General features: G+C 44.5%; 16 protein-coding genes. 2 read left to right on the top strand and 14 right to left on the bottom strand.

Features of this window, described 5'->3' with window-relative positions; all coding sequences use genetic code 11:
- Nucleotides 1–37: 37 nt before the first annotated feature.
- From FYJ66_RS08560 to FYJ66_RS08530, 7 genes are all read right to left on the bottom strand, one after another.
- Complete coding sequence (locus FYJ66_RS08560; protein WP_009247522.1) at nt 38–1,582, bottom strand: ATP-binding cassette domain-containing protein; 1,545 nt, start codon at nt 1,580–1,582, stop codon at nt 38–40.
- A gap of 453 nt (nt 1,583–2,035) precedes the next feature.
- Nucleotides 2,036–2,413 carry a TnpV protein gene (locus FYJ66_RS08555; RefSeq protein ID WP_009247523.1) on the bottom strand — a complete coding sequence of 126 codons (378 nt, stop codon included), beginning with the start codon at nt 2,411–2,413 and terminating at the stop codon, nt 2,036–2,038.
- Nucleotides 2,414–2,439: 26 nt separating this feature from the next.
- On the bottom strand, nt 2,440–3,600 hold the full coding sequence (locus FYJ66_RS08550; RefSeq protein WP_009247524.1) for a plasmid recombination protein: 1,161 nt from the start codon (nt 3,598–3,600) through the stop codon (nt 2,440–2,442).
- Between the two features lie 334 nt (nt 3,601–3,934).
- On the bottom strand, nt 3,935–5,089 hold the full coding sequence (locus tag FYJ66_RS08545) for an AAA family ATPase (RefSeq protein WP_154573090.1): 1,155 nt from the start codon (nt 5,087–5,089) through the stop codon (nt 3,935–3,937).
- The gene (locus FYJ66_RS08540; protein ID WP_009247526.1) at nt 5,079–5,414 is read right to left on the bottom strand and encodes a plasmid mobilization protein; all 336 of its coding nucleotides are present in this window, start codon (nt 5,412–5,414) and stop codon (nt 5,079–5,081) included. The genes FYJ66_RS08545 and FYJ66_RS08540 overlap by 11 nt, the downstream gene beginning before the upstream one ends.
- On the bottom strand, nt 5,404–6,495 hold the full coding sequence (locus FYJ66_RS08535; RefSeq protein WP_009247527.1) for a site-specific integrase: 1,092 nt from the start codon (nt 6,493–6,495) through the stop codon (nt 5,404–5,406). The genes FYJ66_RS08540 and FYJ66_RS08535 overlap by 11 nt, the downstream gene beginning before the upstream one ends.
- Nucleotides 6,496–6,684: a helix-turn-helix domain-containing protein gene (locus tag FYJ66_RS08530; RefSeq protein WP_009247528.1), complete on the bottom strand. Its 189-nt coding sequence runs from the start codon at nt 6,682–6,684 to the stop codon at nt 6,496–6,498.
- A 448-nt stretch (nt 6,685–7,132) separates the two neighbouring features.
- Between FYJ66_RS08530 and FYJ66_RS08525 the strand changes: the two genes are divergently transcribed.
- Nucleotides 7,133–7,663, top strand: coding sequence for a helix-turn-helix domain-containing protein (locus tag FYJ66_RS08525; RefSeq protein WP_009247529.1), 531 nt, complete (start codon nt 7,133–7,135; stop codon nt 7,661–7,663).
- A 292-nt stretch (nt 7,664–7,955) separates the two neighbouring features.
- On the opposite strand, the gene guaA is transcribed toward FYJ66_RS08525, so the two are convergent.
- The 3 genes from guaA to FYJ66_RS08510 form a co-directional block, all read right to left on the bottom strand.
- Complete coding sequence (gene guaA / locus FYJ66_RS08520) at nt 7,956–9,533, bottom strand: glutamine-hydrolyzing GMP synthase (RefSeq protein WP_154573089.1); 1,578 nt, start codon at nt 9,531–9,533, stop codon at nt 7,956–7,958.
- A 64-nt stretch (nt 9,534–9,597) separates the two neighbouring features.
- On the bottom strand, nt 9,598–11,103 hold the full coding sequence (locus FYJ66_RS08515) for an IMP dehydrogenase (RefSeq protein ID WP_154573088.1): 1,506 nt from the start codon (nt 11,101–11,103) through the stop codon (nt 9,598–9,600).
- A gap of 301 nt (nt 11,104–11,404) precedes the next feature.
- Nucleotides 11,405–12,772, bottom strand: a complete 1,368-nt coding sequence (locus FYJ66_RS08510; RefSeq protein ID WP_154573087.1) for an MATE family efflux transporter — start codon at nt 12,770–12,772, stop codon at nt 11,405–11,407.
- 450 nt (nt 12,773–13,222) lie between these two features.
- Here FYJ66_RS08510 and FYJ66_RS08505 point away from each other — a divergent pair, with 450 nt between their 5' ends.
- Nucleotides 13,223–14,722 (top strand): C40 family peptidase, encoded by a 1,500-nt coding sequence (locus FYJ66_RS08505; RefSeq protein ID WP_154573086.1) that lies wholly within the window; start codon nt 13,223–13,225, stop codon nt 14,720–14,722.
- A 97-nt stretch (nt 14,723–14,819) separates the two neighbouring features.
- Here FYJ66_RS08505 and FYJ66_RS08500 read toward each other — a convergent pair whose 3' ends face one another.
- From FYJ66_RS08500 to FYJ66_RS08485, 4 genes are all read right to left on the bottom strand, one after another.
- Nucleotides 14,820–15,560 (bottom strand): TVP38/TMEM64 family protein, encoded by a 741-nt coding sequence (locus FYJ66_RS08500; RefSeq protein ID WP_154573085.1) that lies wholly within the window; start codon nt 15,558–15,560, stop codon nt 14,820–14,822.
- 69 nt (nt 15,561–15,629) lie between these two features.
- The gene (locus tag FYJ66_RS08495) at nt 15,630–17,030 is read right to left on the bottom strand and encodes a glutamate synthase-related protein (RefSeq protein ID WP_154573084.1); all 1,401 of its coding nucleotides are present in this window, start codon (nt 17,028–17,030) and stop codon (nt 15,630–15,632) included.
- A 143-nt stretch (nt 17,031–17,173) separates the two neighbouring features.
- A complete protein-coding gene (locus FYJ66_RS08490) occupies nt 17,174–17,848 on the bottom strand; it encodes a C40 family peptidase (protein ID WP_154573083.1) in 675 nt (224 codons plus the stop codon).
- Nucleotides 17,849–17,973: 125 nt separating this feature from the next.
- A complete protein-coding gene (locus tag FYJ66_RS08485) occupies nt 17,974–18,810 on the bottom strand; it encodes a pyridoxamine kinase (RefSeq protein WP_154573082.1) in 837 nt (278 codons plus the stop codon).
- Between the last annotated feature and the right edge of the window lie 70 nt (nt 18,811–18,880).

Below are 18,880 nucleotides of genomic sequence, written 5' to 3'. Positions count from 1 at the left end.
AAGCCTGAAATTTGTCAGTCTTTCATCCTTTTTGTTATCAATCACCAATTAGCTGTAATCCATTAGGATTTAGCTGATATATTTTATCGCACACCTCTTCAATATACTTTCTATCGTGAGAAATGCTAATGACAGCCCCCGGAAATTCTCGGAGCATTTTTCTTATTACCGGACCGGACAATGGTGAAAAATTTCTTGTCGGTTCATCCAGAATAAGAACATTTGCACCACTTAAGCTCATCCTCAAGAGAAGCACTTTCGCCTTTTGTCCGCCTGATAACTCCCGAATCGGATGCTCCATTTCATCTGGTGTGTATTTAAGTGAACCAAGGTATGTTCTAATTCTTGTACGCTCTTCTTTATCTCCTGTTTTATCAAGGTAATCAACCGGTGTAACATCCAAATCCAGCAGGTCTTCATAAGTTTGAGGCATATATTCTGCTTTAATGTCATTCCGATTTAGGAGTTCTTCCGCTATCTTTTTTAGAAGAGTCGTTTTTCCTGCCCCGTTGGCTCCTATCATACAGATTTTTTCTGAACCTTTTATTTTTAAATGAATTCCTTCTGCTAAAATTCTTTTGCCATCCGGAGTCACAAGCTTTGAAAGTTCATATTCTATGACCGTTTTTCCTGCGGGAATGTGTGAGTTTTCATCCCCTAATTTGACAAAGATTGCTTCTTCCTGTTCCGGCATCTGAGTCATATTTTCATCTTCTTTTTCAAATCTTCGTTCCATTGCCTTAACCGTATGCATTTTGTCCTTTAAGTTTTTGGCAACAGACGGTGCTTGTCTGGTACAACTTCTTAATGCACCTTGTACACTCTGCATAACTCTTTGATATTTTTCATCGCGAATCTTTTTCTCCCTACGGTCACTCAGTGCCCGCTGTTTTTGGATTTCAAATTTATGAAGCCGTTCTTCCACATAGCGTCTATAGGGAAGCTTTGCCACGGTATATCTCGCCTTTGTTTTTCGTATAATCTGCTCGATATGTATCACCATGTTGGCAGTACGCTCTATCAGCGTTTCATCGTGTGAAATAAAAAGCACAATGTGCTTCCAGTCATTTATGATTTTTTCCAGTAATGTAAGCGTCGCAATGTCGATGTCATTGGAAGGTTCGTCCAACAACAGCACAGAAACATCGCGAATGAAAAGCCTCATAAGTTGTGTCTTGACTTTTTCGCCTCCTGAAAGACTACCCATTGTCTGGTTACTGTAGAAAAAATCATTTTTCATTCCAAATTTTCCCGCAATAACAGACAATTCTTTAGGCGTTTTCTCCCAGAATATTTCCTCTTCAGAAAAATATTCGTATATTGTTTTTTCCTTATCTTCATCGAGCATCTCCTGCGGAAGATAACCAAGACGTTCGTGTCCCATTATCCTTTCCCCATCTGCTTCTATATAGTTTTCTACAAGCGACGGATTGTATATCCACTTCATTAATGTCGATTTCCCATTTCCCTCTTCTCCAATAATAACTGCCTTATCTCCATCATTTAGCACAAGGTTGAAATCATTAAGAATTATTCTCAGGTCTTTTTTATGTGTTAAATTTAATTTTTTTATCTGCAACATTAAAGTTTCTCCTTTTCGAAGTCTGAGCCAATTATTATTTTGAACACACAAAAACGAGTCTTTTTTGCATACGCAAAAATAGACTCGCTAAATAGACCCTTATTTCTTTTCCAAAAGGAAAACAAAGGAAATGCCTCTTGCGATAATCCAACTTAAGCGTACACAAAACAAACCTATTCTCTACAGGCTCAATAACTATATGTGTCTTACTTAAATCAAATTATCTATTAATCATTTCCTCACCTTACACAAAATGTGCCTTTCTTTCTTCTAATGGCAATACTATCATACTGTATTTTTTGTGTCAATACATTTCACCTTATGGAAGTGCAAATTAAAATTTTCACTTCCTAATTATACATCCAACCATTACGAAATTCAATCTTTCACAACCTCTTTACAACCACAACCACAGCACTCCAGCAAACGCAGGAGCACCATACCGTAAAACGCTTATGTGTAAATCAACTCCGTTCCTACAACTTCCCTCACACAAGCCTGAATATTATTCATTCTTCCAATCCATTCGTAGGGATTATCTTTCTTTAATTGTTCCGTCACATCTTGTCTGTCGGCATATTCCTTTACCAGTCGAAGAAACATATCCTCTGCTTGCTTATCGACTTCTGCAAGATAACTATGCAGCTTTCCGCTTGTCAGCAGGTTCATATATAACACTTTATAGTGTTCCTTTAAATGCCTTGCATGTCGTTTCCCCCATAAACCAATCGGCTCTATTTCTTCTTCGGCTGGTACTGTGATGTTCGGCAATAAATAATCACCCACCTGTCTATAAGTTCCGCCCATTTCTTCAAAAATTGTCTTTGTCATTTTCCTTTTCCTCCTGTGATTTTTGTCTATCGTGATCGTGTATTATCACGCTTGCGACCTTTAACTGTTCTTGCCTGCTCCAACAAATCATCTATCTGTTTGCGACCAAAAACCTTACGGAGCAGGCTGTAATCTTTATTTTCTGCTTTTAGGATTTTGTTTTCTTCGGTCAATCTTTCATTGACTTTCTCCAAACGCTGATTGGTGCGGTATAACTGTGCATTCGCTGTATTCAGCCTATGATAGTTGTCCCACCCCTCAAAGCAGCGGGCAAGCACCGTTTTGACAAGTTGCTTCAATTTCCTTACAACCGGCTCTGCCATTTTGGTTTTATATGCCTTTGCAGTCATAAATTTCTCTGGTTCTGGCAACTGATATTTCGGTGCAGTATCAAGCTCTATTTCAAGATTTGACAGCTCGTCTTTTGCCTTATCATAGTTCAATACTCGTTCCGACAACACATCAAATTCAATCTGTTTCTGCTCGATTTTCGCACCTAATGCCGCCACTTCTTTTTCTCTTTCCTGCTTTTTATAATCCAAAACAGAAAGATGTTTTTCGTGTGTGCCTAAATGTTCCCACTCAATCCCATAACGTTCCATCACCGCCGCAAGCTGTTCTTTTTCGGACTGTATCCATTGCGACCACTCCGTATCGCCACGACTGCCGCCCTTAAAACCTTGCGTTGCAAGAGCCTGCTTTAGTGACACTCTTGTATCAAGTCCACGCTTGCTGCCTGTGGTAAAAGGTACAAAATCTATGTGCAGATGTGGTGTAGCTTCATCCATATGCAGATGAGCCGAGAACACCCGAAGCTGTGGATTTCGCTCCTGAAAACCCTGATAGTATTCATCTAAAATCTGCTTTGCCAGTTCTCCGTTTTCCGTATCGGCGTTCATATTTCCCTTACCGCCCACCTGTAAAATGATTTCGTGGAACGGTTTTTCCTGCTTGGAACTTCGGATTTTTTCATAATAATCTTTTATCTTTCGGTCTGACCTTATCTGCTTGGCATTGTATCTTTCCAATGCTTCATCAAACAATTCGTGATAAACTGTCTTTATATTTTCATTGCAGTAGTCGATATTGAGATGAGTACGAGTTCCGTCTACATTTTCTGCTCGGAACTTTCGGCTATTGTGATTGACCGAGCCTTTACCGACCATTGCACTTATCGTTCTCTGCATTTTTTCATCTCCCATCTGTAAATTTCAACATTCTCAGGTTTTGTTACTTTTGTCAAAAGTAACGCAAAAGCACTTTTGACGGGTACACCCATCAAAAATGCGACCTGTAAACAGGTTTTGCGTTCTCCGAAGGCTCTCCGAGGGGTGAGCGTGTGCCGGTGGCACACACGCCTGCGAACCGACCGAGCCAGCAGGCGAGACCAAAGAGCCGCCTTTGAAAAGGCACTCTCTGCACACTCCCCTAAACTTTATCCGGTGTCAAAGTGTGACGATGGTGACAATGTTTTTCACAGCGTGCTGCTCTCAAAAACATTGACACCTTTGACACCGTTTGTCACGCCGTCTGCTCGGTTTCTTTCCAAAGTGAAACCTTTCTTCCGTCGTGTGTGCGGCTGTTCTGATAACGGATACCGTAATCACGAAACAGCCTGCTTGCGTTGATACTGAGCCTTAAAGAAAGTACATTCGGCTTTATATCCACCGCAAGCCTTTCGCAAAGTTCCGAAGCAGTTCCTTCCCATCTGTCACTTTCCGAAAAGAGCGTATCCGCTATCTTCTCAAGCAGAGGTTCGGGCGGTTCTTTCCACATCTCCGTTTCCGATTTTGCAAAGTTCCACACCAATCGCTCGCTGTCCCTTACAAGATGGATTTTCATATCCTGCTGGTCTCTGCCAGCAACATCAAGTGTGGCATTGTTGGAAGTACGCTTGTCCTTACTGAGAACAAATGCACCGTCTGCCGCACCCATCAGACCATTCGTGCCTGAAATCATATCGAATATATCTTCCGATTTTTGTTTGCGTGTATGATGAACAATAAGCATTGAAACCTTGTAACTGTCTGCCAACGCTTTCAGCCTTGCCACAACATCATAATCACTTGCGTAGCTGTAATCTGCTCCGCCTGCTTCACGCACACGCTTTAAGGTGTCTATGATAATCAAGCCTGTGTCTGGGTGTTCCCTCATAAACCCTCTTATCTGTTCTTCCAGTCCGCCATTGACCGTTTTACATTCCGTTGCGAAATACAGATTGCCTGTCTCCTTTGCACCGAACATCTGAAACAATCGCTTCTGCAAACGTGGGTAATCATCTTCAAGGGCAAAATAAAGCACCGTTGCCTTACGCACCTTATACTCCCAAAGCGGTGTGCCTGTGCTGATATGATAGGCAAGCTGTGCCATCATAAAGCTCTTTCCCACTTTCGGGGAACCTACGAAAAGGTAAGTTCCCCTTTGGAGCAGACCGTCGATAAGTGGTGTCTGAACCTCAAACACCGTATCATACAGCGTTGTCATTGATACTGTTTTCAGATAGGAAGGGTCTAACTGTCTGAGTATTTTCCTTTGCATTTCTTCAAAAGATTGCTCGTACCCCTTGAAATCCGTATCCTGATTGACTATACTATTGTCAGTACATTTGGAAAGTGACTGTTCCGCATCTGTTGCCGCAGATACATTTGGAATAGTCATTTCTTTTTTATTCTCCATTCGCATCCTCTCCTTTCAAACCGCCGAGAATAATGGAAATCAGTTCTATTACACTCAGCAGTTCATCATCCACACCTTTTCCTGCTTCAATCCTTTTCAGTTCCGCAAGGACTGTGGCAAATTCCGTTTTCAACGCCTTATACACTCTCGGATTGCCCTGTACCACCACATCCTGATTTAAGCAACGGCGGTAACAATACTCCTGTTTTGGCAATCCTGATAGAGCTACAGCTCTGTTAATGAGTTCGTTTTCTTCGGGCGATACTCGAAACCCTACTGTGATATTCCTCCAACGATTTTTGTTATCTCTGTTCTTAGCTGACATTTTCAAAATCTCCTTTCCCTAAATCATCTAATTTTTCTGCCATCTCAATCTGCTTTGACGGAAAGAGGTGTGCGTACTGATAAGTAATATCAATACTTTCGTGACCAACTCGGTCAGCAATCGCCACCGCAGAAAAGCCCATATCAATCAAGAGTGAAATGTGGCTGTGACGGAGATCGTGAATGCGGATACGCTTCACGCCTGCCGCCTTTGCCCCTCTGTCCATCTCGTGATGAAGATAGCTTTTCGTCACCGTAAAGATACGGTCTTTCTTCTTCAATCCGTAAAGCATACCGAGATATTCTTTCATTTCCTCACACAGAAACTTCGGCATTTTAATCGTGCGGTTGCTCTTTTTCGTTTTCGGAGAAGTAATCACATCCTGCCCTTTCAAACGCTGATAGGATTTATTGATTGTGACTGTTTCCTTATCAAAGTTGAAATCTGCCGGAGTCAAAGCTAACAGCTCGCCCTCTCGGATACCGCACCAGTAAAGCATTTCAAACGCATAAAAGGAAACAGGCTTGTCCATCATCTCAAAAGAGAATTTCTTGTATTCTTCCTTTGTCCAGAACAGCATTTCCTTGTGTTCCTCACGTCCCATATTTCCCACCTTTGCCGCAGGATTGGAACGCAGTTCATAGTAGCGGACAGCGTGATTGAAAATGGCGGACAACTGATTGTGCAGCGTTTTCAGATACGTCTGTGAATAAGGCTTTTTCTTCTCATCACGATAGGCAAGCATTTCATTCTGCCAAGTAATAATCTCCTTTGTGGAAATCTCGCTGATTTTCAGTTTCCCGAAATACGGAAGTATCTTTGTGCGTATGATATGCTCTTTGGTAAGCCACGTGTTTTCCTTCAAACGGTTCTTCACATCATTGATATAAAGCTCCGTAAAGGCTTCAAAACTCATATCAAGGTCTGAAGAAGTCTGCAATTTGAACATTCTTTCCCATTCCTGTGCTTCTCGTTTGGTAGCAAAGCCACGCTTGCATTTCTGCTTGCGTTCCCCTTTCCAGTTCACATACCTTGCCATCACATACCAAGTACCGTTATCTTCATTCTTAAATACCGGCATTTACATTTCCCCCTTTCCTGCTCCGTAGAGCCTTTCGTAAAAATACTGGCGATTTACACGCCCTGCAATCGTAATAAAGCCCTTTGCTTTCAATTCCTCATTTAATTGTCTGATGAGTTTATATGCATAAGGTTTTGATACGTTTAGTTCCTGAGCCACATCTTCGGCTCGGATAAATCTGTTTTCCATATCCTTTTTCTTCCTTTCTTAAAATAATTTTTTGCTTGCCGCTTTCTCCGTGTTAAAGTTCCAACAGGCACTCCTGCTTGTCGGCAGGCGCTGTGCTGTCCCAATGCACCGCAGTACATCAGGCGCTCGCTCGTATAGGGGTTCCCGAAAAGTCGGAGACTTTTGGGGAAGAGGAGGAGCAGTGCAGCGAATGAGCTTTTGTGCTTGCACACAAGCGAACGATACGGAACTTGCTCCGACGAGGTCTTGGCGGTTTGGCTTTTCGGACGGTCATTCAGTTGTCGCATTAAGCATATTTGTTTAATTCGTAATTTATTTTACTAAACATATTTGCTATTGTCAAGTGGTTGCAAAGAAAATATTAAACATTTTTGTTTCGGTTTTTCTTGACTTCCACTAAACATTTCTGCTATACTTATTTCACTAAATATAAAAGGAGCGTATCATTATGGCTATCAGCGAAAGAATACATTTTTTCAGACTAATGCGTGGTATGACACAAAAGTATCTCGGTACAGCAATCGGTTTTCCAGAAAAGAGTGCTGATGTGCGTTTGGCACAGTACGAAACTGGTACACGCAAACCGAAAGCAGACCTTACAAATGCATTGGCACAGGTGCTTGATGTTTCTCCACAGGCTCTTGATGTTCCTGACATAGACAGCTATATCGGTCTTATGCACACTCTGTTTACCCTTGAAGATATTTACGGTCTTACTGTCAGTGAAGCAGACGGAGAGGTATGCTTAAAGGTCAACAAGGACAAAGGCAGAGAAGCATATGAACTCCTCAAAATGCTGTATGCTTGGAAAGAACAGGCAGACAAGCTATCTTCCGAAGAAATCAACAGAGAAGAATACGATAACTGGCGTTACCATTATCCAGAGTTCGACACCACACAGCGTTGGGCAAAAGTTCCATCACAGGAATTAAGTGACGCTCTCGTGGAAGCATTCAAAGACCACTTGAAAGATAAATAAGCACCTACAGGACCTGCCACTGGCAGCTCCCTACAGATGCTTTGGCAACGACAAAAAAGCCCTTAACTATGGTTATTAACCACAGCTAAGGGCTTAGTTTATAATATGGAATTTGTTCAGAGCCAAGCTCCGAACTTTAGTCTGCAAGCCACCTGTTAATTGTTCCGTTACCCATAAACCACTGGATAACAAGAATAATGGCACTTGCTATGACTGTTATCAATTTGTTATCAAAAGACTAATCGAAATCGCTGAAACCCGCATAAACACTGGCTTTTTTAAGCAACTCGATTTATTCAAACTCCACTGTCCCCGGCGGTTTCGAGGTCAGGTCGTAGAATACTCTGTTTACGTGATCAACTTCGTTGGTGATCCGGTTCATCACCTTCTGGAGGATCTCCCACGGAATATTCACTGCTGTGGCAGTCATAAAGTCAGATGTCTCTACGGCTCTCAGGACCACCGCATAATCGTAGGTCCTGAAGTCACCCATTACCCCTACGGAACGGACGTTTGTGAGGGCTGCAAAGTACTGGGCAGGCTTCCACTCCGGCTGCTTTCCGCCGTGGGCCTCAGCGTACTCTGCTGCAGCCTTGTCCACCTCTTCACGGTAGATGGCATCTGCCTCCTGGACGATCTTGACCTTTTCTCCGGTAACCTCTCCGATGATTCTGATCCCAAGGCCCGGACCCGGGAACGGCTGTCTGTTCACCAGATAATCCGGAAGTCCCAGCTCTTTTCCCAGAGCTCTGACCTCATCCTTGAAAAGCATTCTCAGCGGCTCGATGATTTCACGGAAATCCACGTGATCCGGCAGTCCGCCCACGTTGTGGTGAGACTTGATTACAGCGGATTTTCCAAGGCCGCTCTCGATCATATCCGGATAAATAGTTCCCTGGACCAGGTAATCCACCTTGCCGATTTTCTTCGCCTCTTCCTCGAAGACCCGGATGAACTCTTCACCGATAATCTTCCTCTTGGACTCTGGCTCAGTTACTCCGGCCAGCTTCTCGTAATATCTGTCCTGAGCGTTGACCCGGATGAAATTCAGATCGTACTGACCTTCCGGTCCAAAGATCGATTCAACCTGGTCTCCCTCGTCTTTTCTCAGGAGGCCGTGATCTACGAAAACGCAGGTAAGCTGCTTGCCAACGGCTTTTGCAAGAAGAACTGCTGCAACGCTGGAATCCACTCCGCCGGAGAGAGCGCACAGCACCTTGCCGTCCCCGACTTTTTCCCTGATAGCCTTAATCTGTCTCTCTGCAAATGAACCCATCTGCCAGTCAGCATCGCATCCGCAGATGTGGATGACGAAGTTACGGATCATTTTGCTGCCCTGAACGGTGTGGTTTACCTCAGGATGGTATTGAACTGCGAAAAATTTCTTCTCTCTGTCTTCCATTGCGGCAACAGGGCAGTTTTCGGTGTGCGCAGTTATCTCGAAGCCTTCCGGCACCTGGCTAATGTAATCTGTATGGCTCATCCAGCACACAGTCTCATCATCTACGCCTTTAAGCAGTCCTTTTTTTCCTGTAACAACTACATCTGTCCTGCCGTACTCGCTGACAGGAGCTGTTGCGATCTTTCCACCCAGCTTGTAAGCCATGAGCTGGGCGCCGTAGCAGATTCCCATAATCGGAATTCCCAGCTTGAAGGCACCGTCGTCGATTGAAGGAGCTCCCTCCAGATAGGCGCTCTGAGGACCTCCTGTGAAAATGATTCCCTTAGGGTCGAAGGCTTTAATGGAATCCAGTGTTACGCTTTCGTAGCTCTTAACTTCAGAGTAGACACCGCATTCTCTTACCCTTCTGGCAATGAGCTGATTGTACTGACCGCCGAAATCCACGATCAAAATTCTGTTCTGGGCCATTTCTCCCCCTTAATTTTCTCAGATATACAATGTGGTCTCTATGAATTTCAAAGCGAAAAAGCAATTATCTTATGTTGCTTCTGCTTTCCTTCAGAATTACGTCGTGGGCACCGCCTTCAACAATAGATGTAGCTGAAACCAGTGTGAGCTTTGCATTCTTCTGCAGTTCAGGAATGCTCAGTACTCCCACATTGCACATTGTGGATTTAACCTTGTTCAGTGACATGTTAACGTTATCGTGGAGAGATCCAGCATATGGAACGTAAGAGTCAACGCCTTCCTCGAACTTCAGCTTAGCATCTCCGCCCAGGTCGTAACGCTGCCAGTTTCTGGCTCTTGCAGATCCTTCGCCCCAGTATTCCTTAACATAGTTGCCGTTTACCATCAGCTTTGCAGAAGGAGACTCGTCGAAACGGGCGAAATATCTTCCCAGCATGATGAAGTCTGCTCCCATAGCCAGTGCCAGAGTCATGTGATAATCGTAAACGATTCCTCCATCTGAACAGATAGGAATATATACACCTGTTCTCTCGAAGTACTCGTCTCTTGCCTTTGCTACTTCCAGTACTGCTGATGCCTGTCCACGGCCGATTCCCTTCTGCTCTCTTGTAATACAGATGGATCCGCCGCCGATTCCGATCTTTATGAAGTCAGCACCCTGTTCTGCCAGGTAATAGAAGCCTTCAGCATCTACAACGTTTCCTGCACCGATCTTTACAGTGTCGCCGTATTTCTCTCTTACCCACTTCAGTGTGCGGCCCTGCCACTCGGAATAACCCTCAGAAGAGTCGATTGTCATGATGTCTACGCCAGCATCTACCAGAGCAGGAATTCTCTCCTCATAGTCTCTTGTGTTTACTCCGGCTCCTACGATATAGCTCTTGTTCTCGTCCAGCAACTCGTTTGGATACTCTTTGTGTGTATCATAGTCTTTTCTGAATACAAAATACTGGAGTCTCATGTCATCGTCGATAATAGGAAGCTGATTGATCTTGTTCTCCCAGATTATGTCGTTAGCCTCCGACAGAGTAATTCCTGTTTTTCCATAAACCAGCTTGTCGATTGGTGTCATGAACTCTGAGATCTTTGTTTCAGGATCCATTCTGCTGACTCTGTAGTCCTTGCTTGTAACCATTCCAACCAGCTTGCCTGCTGCTGTTCCGTCTTCTGTTACTGCCACTGTGGAGTGACCTGTCTTCTCCTTAAGTGCAAGGATATCAGAAAGAGTCTGGTCTGGTCTGATGTTGGAGTCTGATGTTACGAATCCGGCTTTGTAGTCCTTTGCTCTCTTGACCATTGCTGCCTGATCTTCAATTGACTGGGAACCGAAAATAAATGCGATTCCACCTTCCTTAGCCAGGGCAACAGCCATCTTGTCGTCGGATACCGCCTGCATTACTGCTGAAACCAGCGGAATATTCATTGTAATCGCAGGTTCTTCACCCTTTCTGAACTTCGTTACAGGAGTTCTCAGTGATACGTTCTCAGGTCTGTCTTCGGCGCTGGAATATCCAGGAATAAGGAGATATTCGTTAAACGTTCTTGATGGTTCTGACAGTACTGTTGCCATTGTACACCTTACCTTTCTTCATGCTCTGGCGTGATTGCTGATACTTTACTTCTATATTATCTGACCATTTGAAATAACTGATATCTTATTGATACCCTGTTACAGAAATTATAGGAACCTATAAAAAATGACGAGTCCGCAGCACACATCCCGGCACCACTTAACTCATCACAAGAATGCTAGATTACGAGAGAGTATAACAGAAAACGCCTTATTCTTCAAGCCTTATAATAGTTTGTCCTAATGCACTGAAATACTGGTTAATCTCTGTAAATCCAAATCATTCTTGCCGGGTTCACCATCAGGATATATGCCTGCCCATCCTGAGATATATCTTATCCCTGGTTAACAAATACGTAGTCGTTACAATAATACCCGTTATCACCCACGTAATAGGGTATATAGCCATTAGCAGATAGAAATTGTGATGGAGCCTGAATATTGTCCATACGAACACCAGCCTGAGAATACACGACCCGAACAGGGTTTCCACTGCCGGTATCATTGACATTCCCATTCCTCTCAGGCAGCCTCCCGAAATCTCATATGTTCCTGCAATGGCTTCCATGGCTGCAACAATAATCAGCCTGGCAAGAGCATACTTCATTACCTCCGGTGATGAAGTAAATATGTGAAGCAGCGGATATCTTCCAATGAAAAAAACAAAGGACATTATAATCGTAAGTCCCATTCCTGCGGCCGTTGCTCTCACGTAAATCTTATTGCACCGCTCCTTGTTGCAAGCGGCAAAGTTCTGGCTGGTAAAAGTGGTGGCTGCCTGACCGAATCCGTTAAGCATGAACCAGCAAATAAACTCAAAGTTCTGGGCTGCAGCCGAGCCAGCCACTGCACTGGATCCAAAACTGTTGATAGCAGACTGAATAACTACATTTGAGATGGAGAACACCGCACCCTGAATTCCTGCAGGCAGTCCGATGCCTATCATTTTCCGCAGAATTCCTCTATCTATCTGAGGCTTTCTGATGTCAAGATGGAGATATCCTTTTTCCCTTATAAGAAAGAAGAGAACCAGCCCTGCATTTATCATATTGGAAATGGTAGTTGCAAGACCTACTCCTGCAGCAGCCATGTGCCACACAATAACGAAATAGAGATTCAGTACAACATTGACGCATCCTGCAATAATTAATGAATACAATGGCCTCCTGGAATCTCCTTCTGCCCTGAGGACAGCACTTCCGAAGTTGTATATCATTACAAACGGCATGCCCAGGAAATACAGTCTCAAATACTCTTCCGCCATTCCTATAACATCTGGCGGGCAGGAGATCAGTCTCAATATCTTCGGCGCTACTATTATTCCAAAGAAAGTGAGAAAAACACCGCTTATTACAGCTATGGTCATTGCTGTCTGAACAGCATCTTTTACCCTGTTGTGATGGCCGCTGCCGATCATGCTGGCAACAACTACGTTTGCACCAATGGAAAGTCCCACAAAAAGTGTAACTATCAGGTTGATGACAGATGCGTTACTTCCCACTGCTGCCATGGCCTGGGCAGATGCAAACTTTCCAGCAACGGCAGTGTCTGCAGAGTTGAAAAGCTGCTGTAATATTCCTGATAATGCAATCGGCAGCGCCAGACCGCACAATCTTGTTAATATAGGCCCGTTAAGCATATCTATTGAGTGCTTACTGTCCTTCGTCATGAATTATCCTTTCGGTTATATAGTTTCTATGTTTATGCTTTTCTGGCTGAGAGCGTGACCCGTCCTCTTTCAGAACAGTACGATTCAGCCTGTCTTTCAATTAATAATTTTATCCGCCACAAGTTCTCATTGCAACGCAGGGTGCGTGAAAAATGAATTATACAATTTGATACAGACCGGAATAAAACGGATAATCATTTTATCGTATTTTATTTTTTTGTATTTTTCTTGTCCTGATTTTCTTTACAAAACTATAGTGCCTTTCAGCAAAACTCCCGGTTTTTCAAGGAAAGCAGCGAGGTATTCACCTGTATTACCGCGCAGGAAAGCTCTGTTTTTACTTAACAATAATTGCAATGTGGTATTGTTACGATAAAAGTTTTATGGTATTATTTCCACAAATTAGCAGATTTGTATTTATTGTTTCGTATTATGGAAAAGGAAGTTGATATGAAGAAAAGGACCAGAAGATTTCTTGCTACTTTCACTGTAGTAGCCGCTGGAGCTGCATTTTTCATGGCAATGGATATAATCAGACCATACGCTGATGCCCAGTGGGTTAAGGATATGCAGTTTGATCATGTGGTTTCAGTAGCCAGCTCAGAAGCTGGAAGCACTGTGGAAGCAGTTACAGATGGTGCGGTAAGCGCTGGTAAACTTGCTTTTGAGAAATCCAGTGGTGTAATTCAGAAGATAATGGACACCGCTGCAGCCTCAGACGAAAAAACTGAAGAAAAAGCTGAAAGCACTGAGAGCTCCACAGAAAAATCAAAGGACACTGCAGTTCCTGACCTTTCTGAAGAGTCCGGCACACAGTCAGAGTCTCTGAAGAGTGATCAGTCAGGAACCCAGCAGACAAGCAGTTCTACTGCTGCAAGCCAGTCCTCTGCTCAGTCTCCGGCACAGAACAACCAGCAGAACAGCCCTTCTGCAGCTCCTGAAAGTTCAGGAAAAACCGAAACCTCTTCAAGCACAGACAAGAAATCTGAAAGTGCTTCAGATGACAATAAGCAGAACTCCTCTGAAAAATCTGAGTCCGTAAATCAGAATGACGCCCTTGCTTCTTGCAAGACTGTAATTTCAAAGGCAGTTGCTGCTCCAGTTACGAAGGCAAATTCAGTAATAAACTCGACAAAGAAAGCAGATGAGGAGAAGGCTGCTCAGGAAGCTGCCGCCAAGGCCGCCCAGGAGAAGGCTGCTCAAGAAGCTGCTGCCAAGGCCGCTGAGGAGAAGGCTGCTCAGGAAGCTGCCGCCAAGGCCGCCCAGGAGAAGGCTGCTCAGGAAGCTGCCGCCAAGGCCGCTCAGGAGAAGGCTGCTCAGGAAGCTGCCGCTAAGGCCGCTCAGGAGAAGGCTGCTCAGGAAGCTGTAGCCAAGGCCGCTCAGGAAAAGGCTGCTCAGGAAGCTGCCGCAAAAGCCGCTCAGCAGAAAGCTGCTCAGGAAGCTGCCGCAAAGGCCGCTCAGCAGAAGGCTGCTCAGGAAGCTGCCGCAAAGGCCGCTCAGCAGAAAGCTGCTCAGGAAGCTGCCGCAAAGGCCGCTCAGCAGAAAGCTGCTCAGGAAGCTGCCGCAAAAGCCGCTCAGCAGCAGGCCGCCATTACTTCGGCACAAAAGCGTGCCCAGGTTGCTTCCTTCGCCCGTCAGTTTGTAGGATATCCTTACAAGTGGGGAGGCACAGACCCTACCAGAGGCGGTGCTGACTGCTCAGGCTTTGTATATTACGTATACCGCCATTTCGGATATAATGTGCCACGACTGGGCTTTGAGAATTACTATCCTCACGTTTCATACAGCAACCTCCAGCCTGGAGATATAATAAGATATGACACTCACTACACCATCTATCTTGGAAACGGTCAGGAGATCAGCGCAGAGAACGAGCGGAACGGAGTTCAGATCAGAAACATGAGTTACAGATATGGAAGAATGATTTCCATCTGCAGAGTAATTCTTTAGTAGCTGCGAAATTAATATTAGTTAAAATTTGCCCCGGGAGACAGACCAGAAGTCTGATTCCCAGGGCATTTTCAATCAATATAAAATATCAGCAGGTTTATTTGCTCCCTTCCTCTTCCTTTCTGGAAAGGTAATCTTTCATACGGGGCTTTACAACAGAAGCTATCTTTTTCCTGTATTTAAAGAAAATAACCGCTCCCACCACAATCAGCAGAACAATAAAGGCCACAAATCCCGGGCTGTTCATAGCCCGCAGAATTCCATCACCTGCAACAATGAAAATCACCGTACTTGGCAGGCAGCCCATGGCAATAGCCTTGATAAAATCAAGGGCCCGGATATCCGTCCTGGATGCGATGAACGGAATAAGCCCGTTGGGAATCAGAGGAATGGTGCTTGCTACCAGAAAAACTTTTTCCGGATGATGAGTATGATCCAGCAGTTCCTGAAACCATGGATTGCCGTGAGCCCCAAGAACCTGATCTGTCAGCCTCTTGGAAAACCTGGCCAGCTTGAATATTATCAATGTCATCACCACATTTGTGACATAACACATCAGTATTCCTGTGAGTTTTCCGAATATTATTCCGTCGCAGATATAAATTGGAAAAAGAGGCAGCACTATAGTTGCCATGCAGGCACCCTGAAGAAGTATCATAACAATTGCTCCTGAACTTCCCTGGGCCCTCACATATTCATCTATCTGAGAGATTCTTCCCTCTTCCACCATTTTGAACAGCGCCGGTGAATGCTTCTTGAAAATATAAACAATTATCAGGATAGTTACAATTAACGCAACTCCCCGAACAATAGTCTGAAACTCCGGTTTCTTTTTCATTCAACAATACCCTTCATCTGAATCAACGAAAAAACAATATTCAACTGCCACTATTCTTATTTGTGCCGGTTATCTTCTTATACCTGTTATCTCCTCAATATTCCTGTCCAGTGTTATGAGATCCGCCTTTGTCAGATCATGAATGTTCCTGTGACCTGTAACCCTTCCGAATGTTCTCAGTTCCTCCTTAGTTGCATTCAGGAAATTTCCAACTCTCATGGCAGCTCCCGGCAGATCAAACCTCTTCCTCAGATCCGGATCCTGAGTGGCAATTCCTACAGGACATTTTCCAGATCCGCAGATTCTGTACTGCTGGCATCCTGCGGCAATCATTGCAGCCGTTCCAATGGCCACAGCATCGGCACCCAGAGCCAGAGCTTTTGCAAAGTCAGAAGAAATTCTTAAACCACCTGTAATAACCAGCTGTACATCTGAATTATGTTCATCCAGATATCTTCTGGCACGGGCCAGGGCATATATAGTCGGTACGCTGGTGGCATCTCTCAGGTGCTTAGGGCTTGAGCCTGTGGCACCTCCCCTTCCGTCAATAGTAATAAAATCAGGACCTGCATGAAGAATGAACTCCAGATCTTCCTCTATGTGCCCGGCAGCAATTTTTACACCAACCGGTCTTCCACCAGACCGTTTACGCAGGTCTTCCACCAGATTTTTCAGATCTTCCCTGTTGTTGATTCCAGGGAATCTCGATGGACTCTGAACATCCTCTCCCGGCTTTTTCCCTCTGATTTCAGCAATTTCAGGAGTTACCTTTTCTCCCGGAAGATGTCCGCCCATTCCCGGCTTTGTACCCTGACCTATTTTTATCTCAATAGCATCAGAATTCCGGAGATTCTCATCAGTAACACTATATTTATTAGGCACATACTCAAAAATGTATTTATAAGCAGCCGCCATCTCCTCCGGCAGAATGCCGCCCTCTCCGGAACACATTGCAGTACCAGCCATGGCACTTCCTTTTGACAGAGCGACTTTCGCTTCCTTGGACAAAGCTCCAAAGGACATGTGGGTAATATATACCGGGCTGTCCAGCACCATTGGCTTAACTGCATTATGTCCGATTACAGTTGTCAGGGACACAGGTTCATTGTTTTCCAGAGGCATGTGGGCCAGCTGACCACCCAGGAGCAGAATATCGTCCCATTTCGGAAGTGGCAGCGTAGTTGCCATTGCCCCTGAAACAGGCTGTCCGGTAAGGGCCATAGTGTGAATGTCTTCCATGTGAGGTATGGAATCGTCATGGCGTGCATATGGATCTGTAAAAAACAAGTTTCCCTCCTGACCAGGTTCCGGGGACTCTGGGGCAGAACTTTTTTCCGCAGTTTCCTCTGTTTCCGTCTTCTCCAGTGGAACCAGATTTTCTCCTGTAGCCTTGCACACAGGGCACACTGGTTCACCCTCACCATCCCATTCAAATTCCGCACCGCAGACAAGACATTTATATTTTTTCATAAAGCACCTCCGTAATCACTCCTCAAGTTTCCAGCTCATATCTACCTTTGTATTATCTTACATTTTATTATAAGTCACTGTAATACAAAAGCCGGGAATCAGTTATCCCGGCTTCTTCTTTATTTCATTATCTGTCTGACTTCCTACAGGATAACCCTGCAGGCCTTTATTCTGCGGCTGAATCTGAAGCTCATGTCCCTGATCTGAATTCCGTTGGACTCGTTTTCAGCGCTGATCTCCCTGCCGTTTCCAAGGTAAATCGTATAATGCCCGCTGTAATACAGAATATCACCAGGCTGCAGCTCATCCCATGACACCTGCTTATACACTGTCTGGAAACCGTTTCTCGGTACATCATAGCCGAAATGGCGATATACAGAATACACAAATCCGGAACAATCACAGCCATCTGTCAGGCTTGTGCCTCCGGCTTTGTAAGGATTACCCACAAACTGAACTGCATAGTCGGCTATGGCCTGCCTTGCCGAAGCAGCAGCAGCTGCCTTCGCCTGTTCCTGCTTCTCTGCTTCCTGCTTTTCAATCTCATTCTGTACTGTTTCGTCAGATGTGATGGTTTCAGCAGAGACCTGAACAACGGATTTCCTGGTTTCGTTCACCTTCTCAGTCAGCTTCTCTCCCTTTTCAAAGCTTTTAGATACATCATCTGAAATCCCTGAGATTCCAGAGGTTCCATAGAGATTTTCCGTATCTGCCTGACTGACAAACAGGAAATGGGTCATGGAAAAAATAAGGACTATAGCCATGGCTATAAAAGCCACAAGGAACTCGTTAGTAAGTTTCTTTACAGCCTTTGTCATATAAGTTAATCGCCTTTCACTAAGAAGAAGTGACGGATGAAAATTTAAAAATATACTTTCTTATATCAATTCTTTGTGATAATCCGGTGAAAAGCTTACATAATCGTTGTGATTTATCCCGAAAATTATTTCTCCAGCTCCTTTACCAGGAATGGAATGGCCTCTTCAAAATTCACTCCATACCATCTGCTGTCAGGATCTGCCAAAGTCTTCTTCATGCACTCAAGAGTGTAGTCAACAGCCAGCTTAATTGCTTCACCAATGGTACGGCCTCTTGTGAGAGCACCAACCATGGTACTTGCGAAAATATCTCCCGTACCGTGGAACTGTACTGGCAGCTTCTCATTGTAGTATTCGAAAAAGCTGTCATTTTCCCGGTCGTAGCAGATTGCCCCCAGCTTGTCCTGACCTTTTGGTGCCCCTGTAATCACACAATATCTGATATTTCCCTGAGCCAGGCACTTTGCCACTTCCTTCATTTCTTCATTGGAAAAATCATCTCTGTATTCTTTTCCCGTCATGAGGCAAGCTTCGGTAATATTAGGAACGATTACGTCTGCAGCCTGGCACACTCTTTTCATTTCCTCCGGGAATGACTCTGAAAATCCCGGATACAGTTTGCCTCCATCAGCCATGGCTGGATCTGCAAATCTCAGAGCCCCTTCTGCTGTGTAATCTTCAAACATCCTGATAACCAGGTCGCACTGTTCTTTCGAGCCCAGATATCCGCTGTACACAGCATCAAACTTGAAGCCTTCCCTTGTCCAGTGATCCAGAATGGATGGGATTTCTCCAGTAAGATCGTGGAAAGTAAAACCTTCTTTAAAAGCAGTATGTGTTGAAAGAACGGCCGTGGGAACTACTGCAGCCTCCACTCCCATTGCAGAAATTACAGGAAGGGCCACTGTAAGGGAGCACCTGCCTACACAGGAAATGTCCTGTACTGTTACAATTCTTTTCATCTCGTTTCTCCTGAAATGCGGTTAATTTGTTTATGGGTTACGGCTCCTGCCACCTGCACCAGGTGCAGCT

It is taken from the genome of Allobaileyella intestinalis, from assembly GCF_009695865.1.
GTDB lineage: Bacteria > Bacillota > Clostridia > Peptostreptococcales > Anaerovoracaceae > Allobaileyella > Allobaileyella intestinalis.
Note: the sequence above shows the minus strand (reverse complement) of the source record. Positions and strands in the feature narration are given on the sequence as shown.